Source organism: Halomonas sp. NPDC076908, assembly GCF_050269715.1.
Taxonomy (GTDB): domain Bacteria; phylum Pseudomonadota; class Gammaproteobacteria; order Pseudomonadales; family Halomonadaceae; genus Vreelandella.
On sequence record NZ_JBNNIW010000007.1, the window covers coordinates 97,982 to 116,865 of the forward strand.

Below are 18,884 nucleotides of genomic sequence, written 5' to 3' on the forward strand. Positions count from 1 at the left end.
AGGCTACCCTGAACTACCCTCTTACTAAGCCTAACCGCTGATAACACTGCCAGGGTCAATACTTTCAAGCCCAAACGCCTCAGCGACGGCAGGATAGGTCACCTTGCCAGCATGCACGTTCAGACCCGGCAAGAAATGCGGGTCATCACCTAGCGCCTGCTGCCAGCCTTTATCCGCCAGCGCGAGTACAAACGGCAGTGTGGCGTTGGTTAGTCCTTGGGTAGACGTACGCGCTACCGCACCGGGCATATTAGCCACGCAGTAATGCACAATGCCATCAACGCTATAGGTCGGCTCGGTATGCGTGGTGGGCTTGCTGGTTTCAAAACAGCCGCCCTGATCAATCGCCACATCTACCAACACACTGCCGGGCTTCATATCGGCGAGCATACTGCGGGTGATTAATTTTGGCGCTGCGGCGCCGGGCACCAGCACCGCGCCAATAATCATATCTGACTCACGCGTGGCGGTTTCCAGCGCGTCTGCGGTGGAGTAAACCGTTTTAATGCGCCCCTGATAGCGATCGTCTAAGACCTCTAGCCGCGCCAGCGATTTATCTAGAATGGTGACCTCAGCCCCTAAGCCCAGCACCATTCGAGCAGCATTTTCACCCACCACACCGCCCCCAATAACGGTTACCTTACCCGGCGCAACGCCAGGTACGCCGGGCAGCAGCACACCCGCACCGCCCTGAGCTTTTTCCAGGCTGTGAGCACCGGCTTGAACGGCCATTCGACCTGCGACGGTGCTCATTGGTGCAAGCAGTGGCAAACCGCCCCGCACATCGGTAATCGTTTCATAGGCGATACAGGTGACGCCGCTCTCCATCAGCCCATGGGTAAGGCTCTCTTCGGCGGCGAGGTGAAGATAAGTAAACAGCGTATGCTGAGGCGTTAATCGCGCAACTTCTTCCGGCTGCGGCTCTTTCACCTTAAGAATTAGCTCGGCATTGCGCCATAACGCCTCAACATCGGCTTCTATCTGGGCGCCTGCGGCTTGAAAATCAGCGTCTGCAAAACCCGCTCCTTCACCAGCTCCGGCTTGAACGCTGACCTGATGGCCGCGCCCGGTTAATTCCCGCGCACCCGTGGGCGTTAGCGCCACCCGATATTCATGATTTTTGATCTCTTTAGGGACGGCGATTTTCATTGGCGTATTCCTTCATTTTGAACGTCAGCACGATTGAACCTCAGCACTCATCAGCAAATTAACTCTGTTAGGCAAATTACAGCACAGCTGACACTGACCACCACCCCAATAATGCAAAACAAAAAAACGCCCGTTAAGGCGTTTTTTAGGAGAAAAATCTAGCGACTGCCGGTTTCACACGAAAAATTCCACTTTACCCGGCGATAACGGCGCCGCCATAAATGCAGCGATACTCCTCTGGCAAGCGCTTAGGCCGACCTGTCGAAAGCGCCACGCAAGCAAAGCGAGTGCGGGCATACAGCAGCGTTTTAGCATCTTGTGGGCGTACCAACTGAAACCGGCGAGTTATGCTAAACCTCTCATCGCACTCAACAATCCAAGTGGCCAGCTGTAACTCATCGCCTGCAAACGCAGGCGCGAGATAATCCAGCTCGTGGCGGTGTACCACCATCGCACGGTCAAGCGCTCGGTAACGCTCAAGAGAGAGGCCCAGCGCGACCGAGTGAGCCCAGCTACTCTGCTCAACCCAGCGTAGGTACTCGCTGTTGTTGACGTGCTGATAGGCATCAATCGCCTCATCGGCAACGCGGATATCGATCACAAAAGGATCGGGCAGCGCCCACTCCATCGTCTGGCTCCTTGGCAACTGGCCTTAGTGCTCTAAGCTTTTAACACTAGTCGCGGAATACGCGAACCCCCAATGCTTTCAGGTAAGACGTTTCCGGGATCGCCGGGTGCACCGGGTGATCAGGCCCTTGGTGGCCCTGGAAAATCACCTGGCCATGACGATCCTGATGACGCACCGCGCCACGCACCACATCCATCAGCCGATCTGGCGCTAAGTGCATAGAGCAAGAGGCGGACAGCAGCAGGCCATCACGCCCCAGCAAACGCATGGCTTCGCGGTTCAAGCGGGCATAGGCGCGCTCGCCGTTGGGAATATCCTTACGTTTTTTGATAAACGCCGGCGGATCCAGAATAACCACATCAAACTCTTCTCCGTCTGCCTTCAAGGCTGCTAAAGCCTCAAACGCATCGCCTTCACCCACCGCCACTTTTTCCTGCACGCCGTTTAGCTCAGCATTACGCGCCACTTGAGCCAGTGCCGGGCCGGAAGCATCCACACACAGCACCTCTTTGGCACCATGCACTGCTGCCTGAACACCCCAGCCACCTATGTAACTGAACACGTCGAGCACGCGCTTACCTGCCACCTGGCGATTGAGCCATTCGCGGTTAACACGGTGATCAAAGAACCAACCGGTTTTCTGGCCGTTAAGTACTGGCACGATGAAGCGCGCGCCGTTCTCTTCCAGCACCACCTCATCAGGCAAGATACCTTTGATCACTTCAACGTGGGCTTCCAAACCTTCCTGACGCCGACCGCCAGTATCGTTGCGGAAAACGATCACTTCAGGTTTGATGACCTTTTCCAGCGCATCAACGATCTCATCGGCTAAGGCCTGCATACCAGCGGTATTTAGCTGCACCACCAGGACATCGCCAAAACGATCAATCACGAGACCTGGCAGTAAATCGCCCTCGCCATGGATCAGCCGGTAGTAAGGCTGATCATAGAGACGTTGGCGCAGGGCAAGCGCTTGGTTAAAGCGATGCACGAACAGCGAACGATCCAAACGCATTTCGGGATCGCGTGACATTACCCGCGCGGCAATTAATGAGTGAGGATTAACATAAGCGACGGCCATCACCTTGCCATTAGAGGCCTCGACCAGCGCCGTTTCGCCTGCCGCAAAGTTTTTAAGCGGCGTCTCTTTGATATCTACCTCATTGGAGTAGATCCATAAATGACCCGCTTTAAGGCGGCGGTCAGCATTTTTATTCAAGCGCAGGCGTTGGGTCACAGGAATCTCCAAAAATCTTTGTCTCAAAACCTCGCCTAGAAAATAGGCAGGGCAGCAAATGTAAGCAAGACACTATCCGTTTTATAGGGCACCGTTAGCGCTGGCAACCAGGACAAAATACGCTGGCACGCTGGCCAAGCGTAATGCGACGTAGCTCAGTGCCACAGCGTAAGCAGGGTTGGCCATGGCGGCCATAAACATTAAGGCGCTGGGCAAAGTAGCCCGGCTCGCCCTCTCCGCTGACAAAATCGCGCAGCGTGGTGCCGCCTTGGGTAATCGCCGCCGACAGCACCTCTTTTACCGCAAGCGCTAACCCATCGTAGCGTGCGCGAGAAATATTCCCTGCTGCACGACGCGGATCAATGCCCGCCATAAACAGCGCTTCCGCCGCGTAAATATTACCCGCTCCCACTACTACGCGGTTATCCATTAGAAATGGCTTTACCGCCACGCGCTTATTACGCGATAGCGTGTAAAGCCATTTCCCATTAAAGCCATCCGACAGTGGTTCAGGGCCTAAATGCGCCAGGCGCTTATCCAGCGTTTCATCATCTAGCTGCCAATCAACAAAACCAAACCGGCGAGGGTCGTGGTAGCGCAATACATAACCACTGGCCGTCACGACATCCACATGATCGTGCTTTTTAGGCAAATCCCCTACCTTGGCAATGCGCAGACTACCCGACATACCCAGGTGCCATAACAGGGTGGCACCCGCTTCACCTTCAGGCGTGCCAACAAACTGCATAGGAATCTGCAGATACTTTGCACGCCGCTTCAATACGCCAACACGCGCGCCCACCAGCCGCTCAGCTAAGTCATCGGGCACGGGCACTCTCAGCCGGGGCTGACGCACCAACACCTCAGTGATTTCCTGGCCCTCAATGAAAGGGGCTATCCCACGGCGGGTGGTTTCAACTTCGGGAAGTTCGGGCATATTTAGGCACAGTTTGAGACATCTTAAAGGCTAGTGATGACAGCCCAGTGAAGGTGGTTAAAGTGAACTAAGCTAAATTTAACTTAGCTAAAACGAGCATCAGGTGAGAATGGCATGCATGCAAAAACCCGGCTTGGGGCCGGGTTTTTGAACAGGCGCTCGCCTGCAGAGAAAGCCGATCAACATCGCAAAAGCGATTACTTGATCTTGGCTTCCTTATAGATAACGTGCTTACGGACGACCGGGTCGAATTTCTTGAACTCGAACTTGTCCGGGGTGTTCCGCTTGTTCTTATCAGTGGTGTAGAAGTGACCTGTACCGGCACTGGACACCAACTTGATTTTATCGCGCATGGTTTAACTCTCCCAATAGGCTTGGCCCAAATGCTGTCTTAGATAGCGTCGCCACGCTTACGAATAGCAACCAAAACTGTGTCGATACCTTTCTTGTCGATGATGCGCATTCCTTTAGTGGAAACACGCAGCTTGACGAAGCGGTTTTCAGACTCAACCCAAAAACGGTGAGTGTGCAGATTTGGCAAGAAACGACGACGTGTCTTACGCTGGGAGTGTGAAACGTTATTTCCAGTTACCGGACGCTTGCCGGTAACCTGACATACTTTGGACATTAGAGCCTCCAACTGCTTGGCCAGGATATAATAACCTGAGTGTTCAAAACTGTCGGGCAAACCGGAGCAGGGAAGGTATCGGCGCCGTTAACCGCCAAGCTTTATCCAAATCCGTTATTCAACCCAAGTTTAAAGGTGGCACTTTATATCAGAGCACCAGGCTAGCAGCAAGCAAAACCGCCGAAAAAGGCCAAAAAAGCGCCTTTCCGCTCATTTTACTTAGAAAAAGTAACATTTTGATTCTACTTATAGCCAGCCGCGCTCAGCAAAAGAGACCACTTCTCCATCCCCCACCACAAAATGATCCAACACGCGCACTTCAAAAAGAGCGAGAGCGTCTTTCAAGCGTTCCGTGATACGTCGATCAGCATCGCTTGGCTCGGCCACGCCAGAGGGGTGGTTGTGAGCGAGAATAACAGCGCCAGCGCTCAATTCTAACGCGCGCTTGGCAACTTCGCGGGGGTAAACAGATGCGCTGTCTAGGGTACCGCGAAACAGGGATTCATAGCGAATAATTCGGTGCTGAGTATCCAAAAAAAGCACTGCAAACTCTTCATGGCCTAAATGACGTAACTGAGAACTCAAATAGTGACGCACCAAAGCAGGCGATGTCAGCGCATTGCCGCGTGCCAGTTGGCTCGCCAAATGACGGCGCGATAACTCGAGCGTTGCCTGAAGCTGGGCGTACTTAGCACTTCCCAGCCCGCGTGCAGCGCAAAAGCTTTGCTGGTCGGCTTCTAGCAACTGACGTAGACCACCGAAACTGCCGAGCAAATCCCGCGCCAAATCAACGGCTGAGCGCCCCTGCACACCGACACGCAAAAAAATGGCCAGCAGCTCCGCGTCTGAAAGCGCATGGGCGCCTGCGTTTAATAATTTTTCTCGGGGCCGCTCACCCTCCGGCCAGTGATTAATTCCCATCGCCCCTCCCTGCGTTGCTCACCCATAGCGTTAAACAAACCTCATTAAACCTAGCTTACCCTTGTTTGCCCTCAATATGCCAAATTGGAAGTGCCAATGGTATGGTAAGCCTCCTCACGAACGACGATGTGGATCATTGACCATGACCTCTGCTGTTAACGCGACAGGCGCTTCGACGCTAGCTGGCAAACGGGTGCTACTCGGTGTTAGCGCGGGTATCGCTGCCTACAAAAGCGCATTGCTTGTGCGTCTGCTCAAGCAGGCGGGCTGCGAAGTACGCGTAGTGATGACCAAGGGGGCGCAGGCCTTCATTACTCCGCTCACGCTGCAAGCGCTTTCTGGCGAACCGGTACGGACATCCTTGCTGGACCCTGAAGCTGAAGCCGGCATGGGCCATATTGAGTTAGCGCGTTGGGCGGACTTAGTGCTGATCGCCCCGGCCACCGCCGACTTAATCGCTCGTTTGGTGCACGGCATGGCCGATGACCTGCTCACTACGCTCTGCTTGGCCTCTGAGGCACCCAAACTGATTGCCCCGGCGATGAACCAAGCCATGTGGAATCATGTCGCTACTCAGCGCAACATAGAGCAATTGCAGCAAGATGGCTGGCAGCAGATAGGCCCCGCCGCCGGTGATCAAGCCTGTGGCGATGTGGGGCCTGGCCGTATGAGCGAGCCTGAAGAGATTTTCAGTGCGGTGATGGCGTTATTTGCACCCCCGAGACCCGACGCCTCTGGCGCCTCTGGTAACAGCTCTGCTCCTCATATCGTCATCACCGCCGGACCTACTCGGGAGCCGCTGGATCCGGTGCGTTATATTTCCAATCACAGTTCGGGAAAAATGGGGTTTGCATTGGCCGCAGCAGCGGTGGCTGAAGGCGCCAGGGTCACACTGATCAGCGGGCCAGTTAGCCTAGCCACACCGCATGGTGTTACCCGGATTGACGTAGAGTCTGCCGAGCAGATGCACAATGAGGCACAGCGGCTAGCCCCCCAGGCAGCGCTGTTTATCGGCTGCGCCGCGGTCGCCGACTATCGCGCAGCCGCCCCTGCTGAGCACAAGCTCAAGAAGCAGGACGATAGCGATACACTGACCTTAACGCTGGTCAAAAACCCCGACATTATTGCCAGCGTGGCAGCGCTACCTGTGGGTCAGCGCCCGCTAGTGGTGGGCTTCGCCGCCGAAACCCAAGAGATTGAGCGCTACGCAAACGACAAACTCAACCGTAAAAGGCTGGATATGATCGTCGCCAACGACGTATCTCAAGCGGACCTCGGCTTTGGCAGCGACCAAAATGCGGCTTGGCTGCTATGGCGCACTCCCGAAGGCGTTGAGAGCAGAGCGGAAGCGCCGCAGCCAAAAACCCAGCTAGCCGCCACCATCATGCGCCAAGCGCTCGCGCTGCTGGCACTGAAAACAGCGGACAAGATGCCGCTAACCGCACCTCACACGGCCCCTAAAAACGCTTCTGGAGATACCTTATGACTGCCCGCCCCCAGCTGCAGTGCAAACTGCTTGATGAGCGCTTGAACGATTACCTGCCTCACTATGCTACTGAAGGCTCTGCAGGCATGGATCTACGCGCCCTGTTGGATGAGCCATTAACCTTAGCCCCCGGCGAATGCCAGCTCGTGCGAACCGGCATTGCCATCTATATTGAAGACCCAGGCTTGGCGGGAATGGTTCTGCCACGCTCCGGTTTGGGGCATAAACACGGCATTGTGCTGGGAAATTTAGTTGGTTTGATTGACTCTGATTATCAGGGCGAGCTAATGATTTCGGTCTGGAATCGTGGCCAGAGCGCATTCACCCTCGCGCCCTTTGAGCGCTTGGCACAGTACGTGCTTGTTCCCGTTATGCAAGCCGAGCTCACCGTTGTTGAGGCTTTTAAGGACTCCTCCCGGGGTAGCGGCGGCTTCGGCAGCACGGGTAGCCAATAACGTTTTTGTAACGCACGTTTCTTAAGCTGGAATAGCCCTATGAACGCACAAACCGTACCCGCTTCGATTTTTCGCGCCTATGATATTCGCGGCATCGTTGACGACACGCTCACGGAAAAAACCGTTGAACTGATTGGGCGTGCCGTAGGCTCTGAAGCCATTGCACATGGCGAGTTGACCGTTGCGGTGGCGCGCGATGGCCGCCTTTCAGGAGAGCGGCTGCAAGCGGCCTTAATGCGAGGGCTTACCGCTACTGGATGCGATGTGATTGATATCGGGATGGTGCCAACGCCGGTACTTTACTTTGCTACCCACATTTTGAACAACACCCGATCAGGCGTAATGGTCACCGGTAGCCATAACCCACCGGATTATAACGGCTTAAAAATTGTGCTTAACGGCGAAACGCTTTCTGGCGATGCCATTTCAGCACTTTTCGAGCGTATTCAGTCGAACAGCCTGGAAAGGGGCCAAGGCCGTATCACCCACCAAGATATTCGTGAAACCTATTTAGCGCGTATTTTAGGCGATATTCATATCAATCGGCCGATCAAAGCGGTGGTAGATTGTGGTAATGGCGTAGCAGGAGAACTTGGCCCACAGCTGTTATCGCGCCTTGGGATTGAAACGGTGCCGCTCTTCGCTGAGATCGATGGCAACTTCCCCAATCACCACCCCGATCCCGGCAAGCCTGAAAACGTGCAGGATTTGATTCACGAAGTGCAAAGAACCGGGGCTGATATCGGCCTTGCCTTTGACGGTGATGGCGACCGGTTAGGCGTGGTGACGCCCAGCGGCAAACTGATTTTCCCCGACCATTTGCTGATGGTATTTGCCACCGATATGCTCGCTCGCCAGCCCGGTGCCAAGGTTATTTTTGATATTAAGTGTACCGGCAAATTAGTTAAAGTGATTAGCGAAGCGGGCGGAGAGCCCGAAATGTGGCGCACCGGTCACTCGCTAATCAAGGCGCGCATGAAGGAGACCGGGGCCCAGCTAGGTGGTGAGATGAGCGGGCATATTTTTTTCCAGGAGCGCTGGTATGGTTTTGACGACGGTCTTTACGCCGCCGCTAGGCTAGTCGAGATTCTCGCCAACCAAGCTGAGGATGCGGACACCTTTTTCGGCCACTACCCCCAAGATGTGAGCACCCCTGAAATTAATATTTCGGTTACCGATGATTACAAATTTTCTCTGATGGATAAGCTTGCTCGTGAGGGCGACTTCGGCGAAGGTATCAAAACTACGTTGGATGGAATTCGCGTTGACTACCAGGATGGCTGGGGGCTGTGTCGGGCTTCCAACACCACGCCTGCCTTGGTGATGCGCTTTGAAGGTAAAGATGATGCCGCATTAGCGCGTATCAGAACGGTTTTCAATAACGCGTTAAAACGCGCCGCGCCTAACATCGAGCTGCCCGATTAACTAGCAGCTGGGCGCTGAAGAGATCGCGCACATAGAAAGTGCGACTCTTACCACTAAACCAGCATAAACGTTATCAGCATAATGACGTTCGCAAGGGACAATCTAATGAGTTCAGCCAGTCGCGACCCACAAGTCGTTGTGGAAGTGCTTTCTGAAGCGCTCCCCTATATCCAACAGTTTTCCGGCAAAACCGTCGTGGTCAAATACGGCGGTAACGCTATGACTGAAAGCACCCTGATTGATTCTTTTGCCCGCAATATCGTGTTGATGAAAGAGGTTGGCATCAATCCAGTAGTCGTGCACGGCGGTGGACCACAAATTGGCGACCTGCTCAAAAAGCTCAATATTGAATCGCGCTTCGTCAACGGCATGCGGGTGACAGACTCCCAAACCATGGACGTGGTAGAGATGGTATTGGGAGGACTGGTCAACAAAAGCATCGTCAACCTGATCAATCAAAGCGGCGGCAAAGCGATTGGCTTAACTGGAAAAGATGGCTCGCAAATTCGCGCCCGCCAGCTCAAAGTAGAGCATCAAAGCCCCGAAATGACCGTGCCTGAAATCATCGATATTGGTCACGTAGGCGAAGTGGAGTCGATCTCGACAGAGCTGATTGAAATGCTTGCCGCGCGAGATTTCATCCCGGTAATAGCCCCGATCGGTGTCGATGCAGAAGGCCATAGCTACAATATTAATGCCGACTTGGTAGCCGGCAAGATTGCCGAAGCCCTCAACGCAGAAAAGCTAATTCTGCTCACCAATGTGGCGGGCTTAATGAACACGGAAGGCAAAGTGCTGACCGGTTTAACCACCACCCAGGTGGATGGCCTGATCGCAGACGGGACGATTTACGGCGGCATGCTGCCCAAAATTCGCTGTGCGTTAGACGCAGTTAAAGGCGGTGTGAATAGCGCCCATATCATCGATGGCCGTGTGCCCCATGCAGTGTTACTGGAAATTTTCACCAACGCTGGGGTAGGCACCCAAATTACGGACGCGAGCTAACCGCGACGGAGGGTATGTTATGAGCGAAGATCGCAAACCTCGCCGCCGCGAGCAGATTCTCCAAGCATTGGCATTAATGCTTGAGGAAGACAGTGGCAAGCGAATTACCACTGCCGCCCTCGCCCGCCAAGTGGGCGTCTCTGAAGCGGCGCTTTATCGCCACTTCCCAAGCAAAGCGCGTATGTTTGAGGGGCTGATTGATTTTATTGAAGAGAGCATTTTCGAACGCATAACGCGCATTTTAGACGACGTTCCCGACGCTATGTCTCGCTGCAGCACTATCTTAACGCTACTTTTAGGCTTTGCTGAAAAAAACCCGGGGCTAGCGCGAGTGATGGGGGGCGACGTCCTTACCGGTGAAACTGCGCGACTACGTCAACGGATCAATCAGCTATTCGAACGCCTAGAGCTGCAGCTCAAACAAATTCTGCGAGAAGCCGAGCTGCGCGAAGGGCTGCGGCCCACAATTCCCGCCTCTGCTGCCGCCAATTTGCTAGTAGCCCATGCCGAAGGGCGAATTTCTCAATATGTGCGTAGTGACTTTAAGCGCCTGCCTACCGAACACTGGGAAGACCAGTGGGCGCTGCTATCTAGCCATTTATTGCGCGCCGTGGCGCAGCCCGCCTGACCTAGATAGCCCTTACTTAATAGATAGTCCGTAAAAGCTTGCCACAATAAAAAACCGGCTCCTTCTAAAAGGGCCGGTTTTTTTACGCTATCACAAAGCAGTCATTGATTAGCTTGCTAGGCAGCCAAAGAGTCGCCCATTTTCTGGCGCAGCTTTTTCATCGCATTTTTTTCAAGCTGACGAATACGTTCCGCGCTGACACCATAAACGTCGGCTAAATCATGCAGGGTTTCTTTACTATCAGCCAACCAACGACGCTGCAAGATATCGCGAGAGCGCTCATCCAAGCCTTCTAACGCAAGCTGTAAGCGGCGCGTGGAATCTTCTTCGAAGTTGCTATCTTCCAACTGCGTAGCAGGGTCTGAGGCCGCATCGTCCAAGAAGTGTACCGGCGCTTGATAGGAGCTCTCGTCGTCATCCCCTGCCGGGGCATCGAAACCTGCATCGTAGGAAGAGAGTCGTCCCTCCATATCGCGCACAATTTCCGGCTTAACATCGAGATCTTTAGCAATCGCTGCCACTTCGTCGTTGTTTAACCATGCTAAGCGCTTTTTAGCGCTACGTAGATTAAAGAACAGTTTGCGCTGAGCTTTGGTCGTGGCGATTTTCACAATCCGCCAGTTGCGCAGCACAAATTCATGAATTTCCGCTTTTATCCAATGCACAGCAAAGGATACAAGGCGAACGCCTTGGTTCGGGTCAAAGCGCTTGACGGCTTTCATCAAGCCAACATTGCCCTCTTGAATCAAATCCGCTTGCGGCAGCCCATAACCAGAGTAGCTGCGCGCAATGTGTACCACAAAACGCAGATGCGACAGTACCAAACGGCGAGCGGCTTCCAGATCGCCCTCATCGTACAAGCGATAGGCAAGCTCACGCTCTTCGTCGGCACTTAAAATCGAAATACCGTTAACTGCGCGGATGTAACCGCCCAAATCGCCGCCGGGTGAAAGCTGCCCCACCGGTAGAAGACTAGTGCTCATGTGCAGGTGGCCTCCCCTATAACCCATCGTGGTTGACGTAGCACTTATAGATAACCTATTACAAAGAATCTAGCTTAAAAGACCTTACTACGAAGATAAGGTTCAAGCGGTATCGCATTGACCCGCAGTATTTCATCTATATCAAGATCTATCTACATCACCTTGGGCGAATACTTGATAGGTGACGCGTTACCGCCAACCAAGCGCCCAACCAGCCTAGTATTGTACTGCAAGATAGCAGAATTGTAGAGCCTGTCACATCGAGTTGCGGTAATGAGAAGCTCGCGCCATAGCTCTCCGCTAGTGCAGCGACGGGCAATGCAAGCCAGTGATTACCCATCCCTAGCAGACACAGCGCCAGTAGCCCGCCTCCCAGCCCGTACCATGCGCCACTGTAGAGAAACGGACGCCTCACAAACGCATGGGTCGCACCAATTAACATGACCACTTCAATTTCTCTTCGCCGACTTTCCACCGAGAGGCGAATAGTATTACCCACGACCAGCAGAACGCCCAGACCAAACAGCGCTCCCAGCGCCAGGGCAACGCGTCTACCTAGCTCGGCTAGGTTTCTCAACCGTTCTACCCAGGCCAAATCAACCCTTACTTCATCGACCCCGGTGAGCGCTTCCAGCGTGGTAGCCAGCTGCTGCATAGCGGCTGGGTCAACACTTTCTGGGCGCACCACAATGCTAATGGGTAGCGGATTATCATCAAGGCCTGCTAGCACATCATCCAGGCCCAAGGCTTGCTGAAACTCTGCCATGCCCTGTTCAGCACTGATCATCTGCGTGTCCAGTACGCTCTGCTCGGCGTTGACCGCCTCTTCGATACGCAGCGCCTGGGCATCATCAGCAGCGAGGTCAAGATAAACGGTTAGCGTCGCGCTGTCGTCCAGCTCCGCATCCAGTAAGCGCGCACTATCCAGGGTTAACCAAAGCGCTGCCGGTAGTACCAGCGCGATGGCAATGGCTAGCATCGTCAGCAGGTTGCCTAGGGGATAGCGAACTAAACGCAGGAAGCTATCCCAAGCCATGCTGCGGTGATGGCGCCCCCAGGCGCGCAGACGGCTTGAAAAACGTGTTTGCTGATATCTCGCACCGCGGCGAGGCGCTTTCTCAACCGCTGGTTTAGCGGTGCTGCGCGGAGTCTTAAGTGCTGCGCCCTTTTGGCGCTTGGGAGTAGCAGACGGCCTCATACCGCGCCCTCATCAGCCACCAGTCGGCCATCGCTTAAACGGAGTATTCGGTGGCGCAAGCGTGCAATTAGCGCCAAGTCGTGACTGGCGATCATGACCGTCGTACCAATCCGATTAAAATCCTCAAACAACGTCATAATATCCGCCGACAATTGCGGGTCTAGATTACCTGTCGGCTCGTCTGCGAGCAGTAGCGCAGGCTTATTGACCACCGCTCGGGCAATCCCCACACGCTGCTGCTCACCACCCGAAAGCTCAATCGGTAGGGCTTTTTCACGATGTAGCAGCCCCACTTTATCCAACGCGGCACGCACCCGGCGAGCAGCTTCACGGGGCTCAACCCCCTGAATCTCCAGGGGCAAAGAGACATTATGAAAAATGCTGCGATCAAAGAGCAGTTGATGATCCTGAAAGACGACGCCAATTTGTCGGCGATAAAACGGCACCTGACTTGCGTGTAGCTGAGCAATATCGTGCCCGGCCACGACCACTCGGCCTCGGCTGGGCTTTTCAAGGCGCATAATCAGCCGTAGCAGCGAGCTCTTCCCCGCCCCCGAGTGGCCGGTAAGAAACACCATCTCGCCACGGGCAACCCGAAAGTTAAGATGCGCCAGCGCTTCAAAGCGACCACCATAGCGCTTTCCTACATGCTCAAAGGCGATCATGCGCTGGCATCATCCCCTTGTCGGTCAAACAGCGCGTGGACAAAATCTTTAGCATCGAAGGGGCGCAGGTCATCAATCCCTTCACCTACCCCAATAAAGCGAATGGGCGTTTCCAGCTGCTTCGCTAATGCGAAAATAATGCCGCCTTTTGCGGTACCATCCAGTTTGGTCAGGGTAATACCACTGACCGGCACCGCATCGTTAAAGGTGCTTGCTTGAGAGATGGCGTTTTGCCCGGTGCCAGCATCCAACACCAGCATCACTTCGTGAGGCGCGGTAGTGTCGAGCTTCTGCATCACACGGTGGACTTTTTTCAGCTCCTCCATCAGGTGGCTTTTGTTGTGCAAGCGACCCGCGGTGTCGGCAATCAACACATCAACACCGCGCGCCTTGGCGGCCGCTACCGCGTCAAAAATAACCGATGCGCTGTCAGCGCCCGTATGTTGGGCAATCACCGGGACGTGGTTACGCTCGCCCCACACTTTAAGCTGTTCAACGGCAGCAGCACGGAAAGTATCACCAGCCGCCAACATGACGCTCTTGCCCTCACGCTGAAAGCGTTGAGTAAGTTTGCCGATGGTAGTAGTTTTTCCCACCCCGTTAACGCCAACGACTAAAATCACAAAGGGTCCTGGGCCTTCTTTTTCCAGCACCAGCGGTTTTGCGACCGGCGCCAGCATGGTCGTCAACTCCTCTTGGAGACCACGATAAAGGGCTTCAGGGTTATTCAGCTCTTTACGGGAGACGCGCGCCTCGAGGCGCTCAATAATTTCCGTCGTTGCTTCAATACCTACATCTGCCAGCAGCAGTTGCGTTTCTAAATCTTCTAGTAACTCGTCATCGATCTGTTTTTTACCTAAGAACAGATCGGCGATGCCGTCGGTGAGATTAGCGCGGGTTTTCCCCAAGCCTGATTTGATACGCGCAAACCACCCTTTTTGCTCGCCTTGTTGTTCGCTTTTTAGGGCAACTGGCTTTTCCTGCAAGGCGGGTCGAGGTGCCGTTTCAGGTGCCGGCCCTGGCTCAATTATCGGCTCTGGAGCGGGTTCAGGTTCAATAACCAGCTCAGGCTCGGGAATAGGTTCTGGCTCAGGAGTAGGGCCAGGTTCGGGCGCAGGCGCTAGTAAAGCATCAGACGTGTGCAGTGCCTGCTCTGATTTTTCAGTCTCTGCTTTTTTAGCGTCCGGCCGGTCAGATTCGGGCCTGTCAGCCGGAATGCCAGGCGCCTCAATGTTCGGCTCGTCGACACTGGTTTCATGAGGCTGCTCTTCAAGGCGCGGGTCGTCCTTTGGTGGCGCCTGCTCTGGGTCGTGCTTGTTCTTGCGTTTAAAAAAACCAAACATGAGTGTTATCCGACATAAAAAGTGAACATTAGGCCCATCCTACCACCGGAGGCAGAGACTTTGGATAAGCAGCCCGCTACAATCCGCTCCATGACAAGACAACGCCCCCCTCAATCATCTACCTCCCGCCGCACACCTGCTCAGCGGAGTGGAAAACAACTTGGCAAGCCAGTTGCTAAGCCTATTGGTAAGCTACGCATTATTGGCGGTGAATTCCGCCGCCGTCAGCTACCCGTACTGGATAGCCCTGGTTTACGCCCAACGCCAGACCGGGTGCGTGAAACGTTATTTAATTGGCTGGGGCAACAGCTGTATGGCCATCACGTGCTTGATCTATTCGCAGGCACAGGCGCGTTGGGCATTGAAGCGCTTTCACGTGGGGCAGCATCTGTCGATTTTATCGAGCGCGATCCACGCGTGTCAGCGCAACTGTCGGCGAATCTTGAACTGCTTAATATTAACTCAAGTACGGTGCATATTAACGATGTTCAAGCTTACCTAACACGTCCTGCAAAGCCGTATACGTTGGTATTTCTTGACCCTCCTTTTCATCAACAGCTGGCTGCACCCTGCTGCTTTGCACTGGAAGAGGGCGGATGGCTAACCAGTGAGGCGATGATTTACCTCGAAACAGAGACATCAATGGCACCTAATGTGCCCGCCAATTGGCAGTTACATCGCGAAACCCAAGCGGGGGAAAGCACCGCGCGACTCTATCAAAGACAAGATCAGCGTCAATTGCCATAAACAGCGCTTGCCGCCACGCAGTGGCAGCGTTACGCTCGCCACATTGGCCCTGCTGATATGCTTTCCGCTGGTTTTTTTCGGCACTTATTGTTAGTTCTCATTTTTACTATTTGGAGTTATGCATGAGCCTGGAACTATTTAATCAGCTTGAACAAAAAGTCACTGATACCGTTGATGCGTTAGAAATGATGAAATTGGAAAATGAAGAGCTGCGCGGTGAAAATGCCAAGCTTAAAGAGGAGCGTGAAGAGTGGGAACGCCGCCTTAACGGCCTGTTGAGCAAATTTGACAGCCTGGACGCCTCCAGCAGCACCTAATCTGCTGGCAATGGCTCGGTGAGCGGCCGAGACATTAACAGTGCATCCTCACGCCCGGCGGCCCCGTTCGCCGCTGGGTAGTAACCTCGGCGGCAGCCATCCTCACTAAAGCCACTGCGCTGATAGAGCCGTATGGCACTATGATTACCGGCGCGCACCTCAAGCAATAGACGCTCACTCAACCAGTGCTGGGCCTTCGCTAACACGGCTTCCATTAACGCATAACCAGCGCCACTTCGACGGCTTTGCGGCAATACCCCTATCGCTTGCAGTTCTGCCTCAAATGGCAACCGCGCTACGATGGCATATCCCTGCAGTTGTTCATCCTGCCACCAACCCAGTACACAGGTATCATGGCAACCTAACGCTGCCAGCATCTGGGAGTCGCTGGTGCCACTTTTCACCTGCGCCTCTAACGCCGTGAGCTGCGCTAGGTGATCCAGGTTAAGCTCAGTGATCATCTGCGCTCCGTGCTGCCCGCGCCCACGACTCCCCTAGCATCTTCAAGGCTGGCCAAAGTTCCCGCTTGCTGCTGGTGCCTTCGAGTAGTGACATAAGCGATGGACCCTGCCACACAGGTAGCGAAAGCGTTTGGCTATGCGCCTCAACCACATTTATTATACCGTCTAGCGGAGCTTGCTCTGCCCCCAGTTCTCCCCACCAGAGTATCTTCTCTAACTGCCAGCCTTGCCGACTGACTCTACCTGCGATGAAGGCTGCCAAGCCTTCACGGGCTTCATCCAGCGGGTCTTCCACTGCAAATGCATTCACTAGTTGTGGCCAGGTAAAGTGCGTCACCTTAGTTGAAGCCGCCTGCTTAACGCCAGCGGCCTGGAGCAGATTTACCAGTAGCTGTTGCTGTTGGGTGGTCATTTCCCCGGCCTGCATTACCAGCCAGCGACCCTCGATACAGAGACAGGAGAGTGAAAATTTAAGGGGTTTGGCTGGCGTAGCGACTGCTGGCTCAACATCATGGGGCACATCAGACGCTGGTTTAAGCTGATCCCCTGAGCTCTGATGCGCTGAGCTCTGATGCGCTGAACCCTGTATGTCGGTGCCCAGGGTACCTTTGAGCAGCGCGCGCACCGCCGAAGGCGAAGCAACCGTTGCATCCGGCTTGCGCGCTTCGGGTGAAGCACGCTTGGGTGCAGGGGCATCATCCAACAACGCTTGCAACCTTGCCCGCGGCGGCGTCGTGTCGGGAGGCGAATCTTCCCACTCGCAGGCCTCGGTAGGCAGGGCGTTAGGCAGTTGGTACTTTGCAGCCCAGGCGGTAATGCCCATAGCCTCAAGGTAGTGCCGCCGAATAACTTCCTGTGTCACTTTCCGCCGCCGCGACAGCTGGGGGAATCAGGCCGTTCGCCGCCACGGGACTGCCACTCACTGGGCGTATAAAGATGCATTGCCAAGGCATGAACCGGGCCTGACAACTCATCAGCCAGCAGCGCATAAATCTTTTGGTGACGTTTGACCGGCATCAACCCATCAAAGGTATCGCTGACCAGGGTAACTTTGAAGTGGGTTTCAGAGTTAGCAGGCACATTGTGCATATGGCTTTCATTTTCAACCTGCAGCACGTCGGGGGCTAGTGCCGCTAACTTCTGCTCTATCTGTGTCTGCAGCGTCATGTGATTTCTCCTTAAAGATCAGAAACCATTTCATTGTACGCGCTTACTGCTTCGCAGACGATGCCCTACGGGCGTGTAAAGCGCGTCGTGCCAGCGGCATACGCGCCACACTGGCCAATAGTGCCAGCAGTGTGGTCACCGCGCCGAGCCACAGCGTCACTTGCACCGGCCAACCCAGCGCCAGTGCGGCCCCCACCAACGCCACCCCAAACGACTGGCCTACCGTGCGCGTTGTGCTCATCACACCAGAGACATTCGAGCTACGCTCTAACGGAAGGCTGCCCATCATTTCGCGGTTATTGGGTGGCTGAAATAGCCCGAAACCGATACCACATAATGCAGTGCGCCATAGGCTTCCCACCACCCCGGTTGACTCATCAACAAGCGCTAGCGCAATCAGACCAATGATCAACAAGCCTAGCCCTGTACTTGATAACACGCTGGGATTAATACGGTCGGCTAAGCGTCCCGCAATTGGCCCCACCAGCATGATAGCTAGTGGCCAGGGGGTGAATAGCCACGCAGTTTCCAGTGGTGAAAAGCCCATCTGCTCTTGGTAAAAAAACGACAGGGCCACAAAGGTAAGCCCTTGCCCAATAAAGGCCAGCCCAGAAGCGGAGACAGCGAGGGTGAAGCGTTTCTCAGCAAATACGCTAAGTGGTAACAGCGGATAAGGTGCGCGCCGTTGGCGGTGAATAAACCCGATACAGCTCATCACGGCTAACAGCGCCCAGCCGCCGCTCTGCCAAAAGGGGGCCGCATGACTGACCGCATCCATGGCCACAAAGAAACTCGCCAACATCACCATAGAAAGCAGTGCTCCGGCAATATCAAAGCTGCCTTGGCGTGGCAACTCCCTGGGCAACGCCCGCTTAGCGAGTAAAAATGAACAAACACCTAAGGGTACCTGCAGTGCAAACAGCCAAGGCCAATTGGCAAAGGAGAGGATAACGCCACTTAATGTGGGGCCCGCCGCGTAGCCGCCAGCGACCACTAACGCACTCAAGCCAAGCGCGCTGCCTAACAACCTTGACGGAAAAATAGCCCGATAAAGCGAGGGCCCAATCGACAGGGTCGCGGCTGCCCCCAGCCCCTGCATAGCACGAAATACCAGCAGTGTTTCCAGATTACGCGAGCAAGCAGCCCCCAATGAAGCCAACACAAAAAGGCCTAACCCAAAGAGATACAGCCGACGACGAGTGACTAACTCACTGATACCGGCAAACACTAACAAGAAAGCAGCGCAGACCACTTGAAAAAGGTTGGTAATCCAAACGGCACGGGAAGCAGAGATGTTCAAATCGGCAGCAATAGTAGGTAATGCCAAATTAATCATGGTGGTGTCGACCACCGCCATTAACGTACCGGTCACTAGCGCCAGAACGGCCATAGCACGCTCAGGGCCTGGCAGGCCATCGTCTCCGGGGCGGGTTTCAAACAGTCGCATGGCAATATTCCTACGCGGCAAATACTTAAACGAAACGGCTAACGTTACAACGAACTC

22 protein-coding genes are annotated in these 18,884 nt (G+C 54.5%); 7 read left to right on the plus strand and 15 right to left on the minus strand.

The window, feature by feature from the left end:
- Positions 1–30: 30 nt before the first annotated feature.
- The 7 genes from ald to radC form a co-directional block, all read right to left on the minus strand.
- Positions 31–1,149: an alanine dehydrogenase gene (gene ald, locus ACQKE4_RS06045; RefSeq protein WP_427387370.1), complete on the minus strand. Its 1,119-nt coding sequence runs from the start codon at positions 1,147–1,149 to the stop codon at positions 31–33.
- A 193-nt stretch (positions 1,150–1,342) separates the two neighbouring features.
- Entirely contained in the window at positions 1,343–1,777 is a 435-nt protein-coding gene (locus ACQKE4_RS06050; protein WP_427387371.1) for an acyl-CoA thioesterase, read from the minus strand.
- 46 nt (positions 1,778–1,823) lie between these two features.
- Positions 1,824–3,014, minus strand: a complete 1,191-nt coding sequence (locus ACQKE4_RS06055) for a class I SAM-dependent rRNA methyltransferase (RefSeq protein WP_427387372.1) — start codon at positions 3,012–3,014, stop codon at positions 1,824–1,826.
- A gap of 94 nt (positions 3,015–3,108) precedes the next feature.
- Positions 3,109–3,951, minus strand: coding sequence for a bifunctional DNA-formamidopyrimidine glycosylase/DNA-(apurinic or apyrimidinic site) lyase (mutM, locus tag ACQKE4_RS06060; protein WP_427387373.1), 843 nt, complete (start codon positions 3,949–3,951; stop codon positions 3,109–3,111).
- 197 nt (positions 3,952–4,148) lie between these two features.
- Positions 4,149–4,304: a 50S ribosomal protein L33 gene (gene rpmG, locus ACQKE4_RS06065; protein ID WP_007111734.1), complete on the minus strand. Its 156-nt coding sequence runs from the start codon at positions 4,302–4,304 to the stop codon at positions 4,149–4,151.
- Positions 4,305–4,342: 38 nt separating this feature from the next.
- The gene (gene rpmB / locus ACQKE4_RS06070) at positions 4,343–4,579 is read right to left on the minus strand and encodes a 50S ribosomal protein L28 (protein ID WP_022520205.1); all 237 of its coding nucleotides are present in this window, start codon (positions 4,577–4,579) and stop codon (positions 4,343–4,345) included.
- A 246-nt stretch (positions 4,580–4,825) separates the two neighbouring features.
- A complete protein-coding gene (radC, locus tag ACQKE4_RS06075; protein ID WP_427387374.1) occupies positions 4,826–5,500 on the minus strand; it encodes a RadC family protein in 675 nt (224 codons plus the stop codon).
- 142 nt (positions 5,501–5,642) lie between these two features.
- On the opposite strand from radC, the gene coaBC reads away from it, so the two are divergent.
- The 5 genes from coaBC (at position 5,643) to slmA (ending at position 10,499) form a co-directional block, all read left to right on the plus strand.
- The gene (gene coaBC / locus ACQKE4_RS06080) at positions 5,643–6,986 is read left to right on the plus strand and encodes a bifunctional phosphopantothenoylcysteine decarboxylase/phosphopantothenate--cysteine ligase CoaBC (RefSeq protein WP_427387375.1); all 1,344 of its coding nucleotides are present in this window, start codon (positions 5,643–5,645) and stop codon (positions 6,984–6,986) included.
- Positions 6,983–7,441 (plus strand): dUTP diphosphatase, encoded by a 459-nt coding sequence (dut, locus tag ACQKE4_RS06085; RefSeq protein ID WP_427387376.1) that lies wholly within the window; start codon positions 6,983–6,985, stop codon positions 7,439–7,441. Before coaBC ends, dut begins: the two co-directional genes overlap by 4 nt.
- A gap of 39 nt (positions 7,442–7,480) precedes the next feature.
- Positions 7,481–8,866 carry a phosphomannomutase/phosphoglucomutase gene (locus ACQKE4_RS06090; RefSeq protein WP_427387377.1) on the plus strand — a complete coding sequence of 462 codons (1,386 nt, stop codon included), beginning with the start codon at positions 7,481–7,483 and terminating at the stop codon, positions 8,864–8,866.
- Positions 8,867–8,971: 105 nt separating this feature from the next.
- Positions 8,972–9,871, plus strand: a complete 900-nt coding sequence (gene argB, locus ACQKE4_RS06095; protein ID WP_427387378.1) for an acetylglutamate kinase — start codon at positions 8,972–8,974, stop codon at positions 9,869–9,871.
- A gap of 19 nt (positions 9,872–9,890) precedes the next feature.
- Positions 9,891–10,499: a nucleoid occlusion factor SlmA gene (gene slmA, locus ACQKE4_RS06100; protein WP_427387379.1), complete on the plus strand. Its 609-nt coding sequence runs from the start codon at positions 9,891–9,893 to the stop codon at positions 10,497–10,499.
- A 116-nt stretch (positions 10,500–10,615) separates the two neighbouring features.
- Here the strand turns inward: slmA and rpoH are convergent, their stop codons facing one another.
- From rpoH to ftsY, 4 genes are all read right to left on the minus strand, one after another.
- Positions 10,616–11,482 carry an RNA polymerase sigma factor RpoH gene (rpoH, locus tag ACQKE4_RS06105; RefSeq protein ID WP_290838138.1) on the minus strand — a complete coding sequence of 289 codons (867 nt, stop codon included), beginning with the start codon at positions 11,480–11,482 and terminating at the stop codon, positions 10,616–10,618.
- Positions 11,483–11,639: 157 nt separating this feature from the next.
- A complete protein-coding gene (gene ftsX / locus ACQKE4_RS06110; RefSeq protein WP_427387380.1) occupies positions 11,640–12,680 on the minus strand; it encodes a permease-like cell division protein FtsX in 1,041 nt (346 codons plus the stop codon).
- Positions 12,677–13,345: a cell division ATP-binding protein FtsE gene (ftsE, locus tag ACQKE4_RS06115; RefSeq protein ID WP_427387381.1), complete on the minus strand. Its 669-nt coding sequence runs from the start codon at positions 13,343–13,345 to the stop codon at positions 12,677–12,679. The genes ftsX and ftsE overlap by 4 nt, the downstream gene beginning before the upstream one ends.
- The gene (gene ftsY, locus ACQKE4_RS06120) at positions 13,342–14,688 is read right to left on the minus strand and encodes a signal recognition particle-docking protein FtsY (RefSeq protein ID WP_427387382.1); all 1,347 of its coding nucleotides are present in this window, start codon (positions 14,686–14,688) and stop codon (positions 13,342–13,344) included. The genes ftsE and ftsY overlap by 4 nt, the downstream gene beginning before the upstream one ends.
- Positions 14,689–14,778: 90 nt before the next feature.
- Between ftsY and rsmD the strand changes: the two genes are divergently transcribed.
- Positions 14,779–15,435, plus strand: coding sequence for a 16S rRNA (guanine(966)-N(2))-methyltransferase RsmD (gene rsmD, locus ACQKE4_RS06125; RefSeq protein ID WP_427387383.1), 657 nt, complete (start codon positions 14,779–14,781; stop codon positions 15,433–15,435).
- A gap of 122 nt (positions 15,436–15,557) precedes the next feature.
- Entirely contained in the window at positions 15,558–15,752 is a 195-nt protein-coding gene (locus ACQKE4_RS06130; RefSeq protein ID WP_427387384.1) for a cell division protein ZapB, read from the plus strand.
- Here the strand turns inward: ACQKE4_RS06130 and ACQKE4_RS06135 are convergent.
- The 4 genes from ACQKE4_RS06135 to ACQKE4_RS06150 are packed head-to-tail and all read right to left on the minus strand — an operon-like array spanning position 15,749 to position 18,827.
- On the minus strand, positions 15,749–16,213 hold the full coding sequence (locus ACQKE4_RS06135) for a GNAT family N-acetyltransferase (RefSeq protein ID WP_427387385.1): 465 nt from the start codon (positions 16,211–16,213) through the stop codon (positions 15,749–15,751). The genes ACQKE4_RS06130 and ACQKE4_RS06135 overlap by 4 nt on opposite strands.
- The gene (locus ACQKE4_RS06140; RefSeq protein WP_427387386.1) at positions 16,203–17,075 is read right to left on the minus strand and encodes a hypothetical protein; all 873 of its coding nucleotides are present in this window, start codon (positions 17,073–17,075) and stop codon (positions 16,203–16,205) included. The genes ACQKE4_RS06135 and ACQKE4_RS06140 overlap by 11 nt, the downstream gene beginning before the upstream one ends.
- Entirely contained in the window at positions 17,072–17,380 is a 309-nt protein-coding gene (locus ACQKE4_RS06145; protein ID WP_427387387.1) for a BolA family protein, read from the minus strand. Before ACQKE4_RS06145 ends, ACQKE4_RS06140 begins: the two co-directional genes overlap by 4 nt.
- A gap of 43 nt (positions 17,381–17,423) precedes the next feature.
- Positions 17,424–18,827, minus strand: a complete 1,404-nt coding sequence (locus ACQKE4_RS06150; protein WP_427387388.1) for an MFS transporter — start codon at positions 18,825–18,827, stop codon at positions 17,424–17,426.
- Positions 18,828–18,884: the final 57 nt, after the last annotated feature.

What these genes read in the sequence shown, in the direction of transcription:
- rpmB (WP_022520205.1), bottom strand. Translation starts at nt 4,579, where the DNA reads ATGTCCAAAGTATGTCAGGTTACCGGCAAGCGTCCGGTAACTGGAAAT.
- ACQKE4_RS06150 (WP_427387388.1), bottom strand. Translation starts at nt 18,827, where the DNA reads ATGCGACTGTTTGAAACCCGCCCCGGAGACGATGGCCTGCCAGGCCCT.
- ftsX (WP_427387380.1), bottom strand. Translation starts at nt 12,680, where the DNA reads ATGAGGCCGTCTGCTACTCCCAAGCGCCAAAAGGGCGCAGCACTTAAG.
- rsmD (WP_427387383.1), top strand. Translation starts at nt 14,779, where the DNA reads ATGACAAGACAACGCCCCCCTCAATCATCTACCTCCCGCCGCACACCT.
- ACQKE4_RS06050 (WP_427387371.1), bottom strand. Translation starts at nt 1,777, where the DNA reads ATGGAGTGGGCGCTGCCCGATCCTTTTGTGATCGATATCCGCGTTGCC.
- coaBC (WP_427387375.1), top strand. Translation starts at nt 5,643, where the DNA reads ATGACCTCTGCTGTTAACGCGACAGGCGCTTCGACGCTAGCTGGCAAA.
- ACQKE4_RS06135 (WP_427387385.1), bottom strand. Translation starts at nt 16,213, where the DNA reads ATGATCACTGAGCTTAACCTGGATCACCTAGCGCAGCTCACGGCGTTA.
- radC (WP_427387374.1), bottom strand. Translation starts at nt 5,500, where the DNA reads ATGGGAATTAATCACTGGCCGGAGGGTGAGCGGCCCCGAGAAAAATTA.
- dut (WP_427387376.1), top strand. Translation starts at nt 6,983, where the DNA reads ATGACTGCCCGCCCCCAGCTGCAGTGCAAACTGCTTGATGAGCGCTTG.
- ftsE (WP_427387381.1), bottom strand. Translation starts at nt 13,345, where the DNA reads ATGATCGCCTTTGAGCATGTAGGAAAGCGCTATGGTGGTCGCTTTGAA.
- argB (WP_427387378.1), top strand. Translation starts at nt 8,972, where the DNA reads ATGAGTTCAGCCAGTCGCGACCCACAAGTCGTTGTGGAAGTGCTTTCT.
- rpoH (WP_290838138.1), bottom strand. Translation starts at nt 11,482, where the DNA reads ATGAGCACTAGTCTTCTACCGGTGGGGCAGCTTTCACCCGGCGGCGAT.
- ACQKE4_RS06130 (WP_427387384.1), top strand. Translation starts at nt 15,558, where the DNA reads ATGAGCCTGGAACTATTTAATCAGCTTGAACAAAAAGTCACTGATACC.
- slmA (WP_427387379.1), top strand. Translation starts at nt 9,891, where the DNA reads ATGAGCGAAGATCGCAAACCTCGCCGCCGCGAGCAGATTCTCCAAGCA.
- mutM (WP_427387373.1), bottom strand. Translation starts at nt 3,951, where the DNA reads ATGCCCGAACTTCCCGAAGTTGAAACCACCCGCCGTGGGATAGCCCCT.
- ACQKE4_RS06145 (WP_427387387.1), bottom strand. Translation starts at nt 17,380, where the DNA reads ATGACGCTGCAGACACAGATAGAGCAGAAGTTAGCGGCACTAGCCCCC.
- ACQKE4_RS06090 (WP_427387377.1), top strand. Translation starts at nt 7,481, where the DNA reads ATGAACGCACAAACCGTACCCGCTTCGATTTTTCGCGCCTATGATATT.
- ftsY (WP_427387382.1), bottom strand. Translation starts at nt 14,688, where the DNA reads ATGTTTGGTTTTTTTAAACGCAAGAACAAGCACGACCCAGAGCAGGCG.
- rpmG (WP_007111734.1), bottom strand. Translation starts at nt 4,304, where the DNA reads ATGCGCGATAAAATCAAGTTGGTGTCCAGTGCCGGTACAGGTCACTTC.
- ald (WP_427387370.1), bottom strand. Translation starts at nt 1,149, where the DNA reads ATGAAAATCGCCGTCCCTAAAGAGATCAAAAATCATGAATATCGGGTG.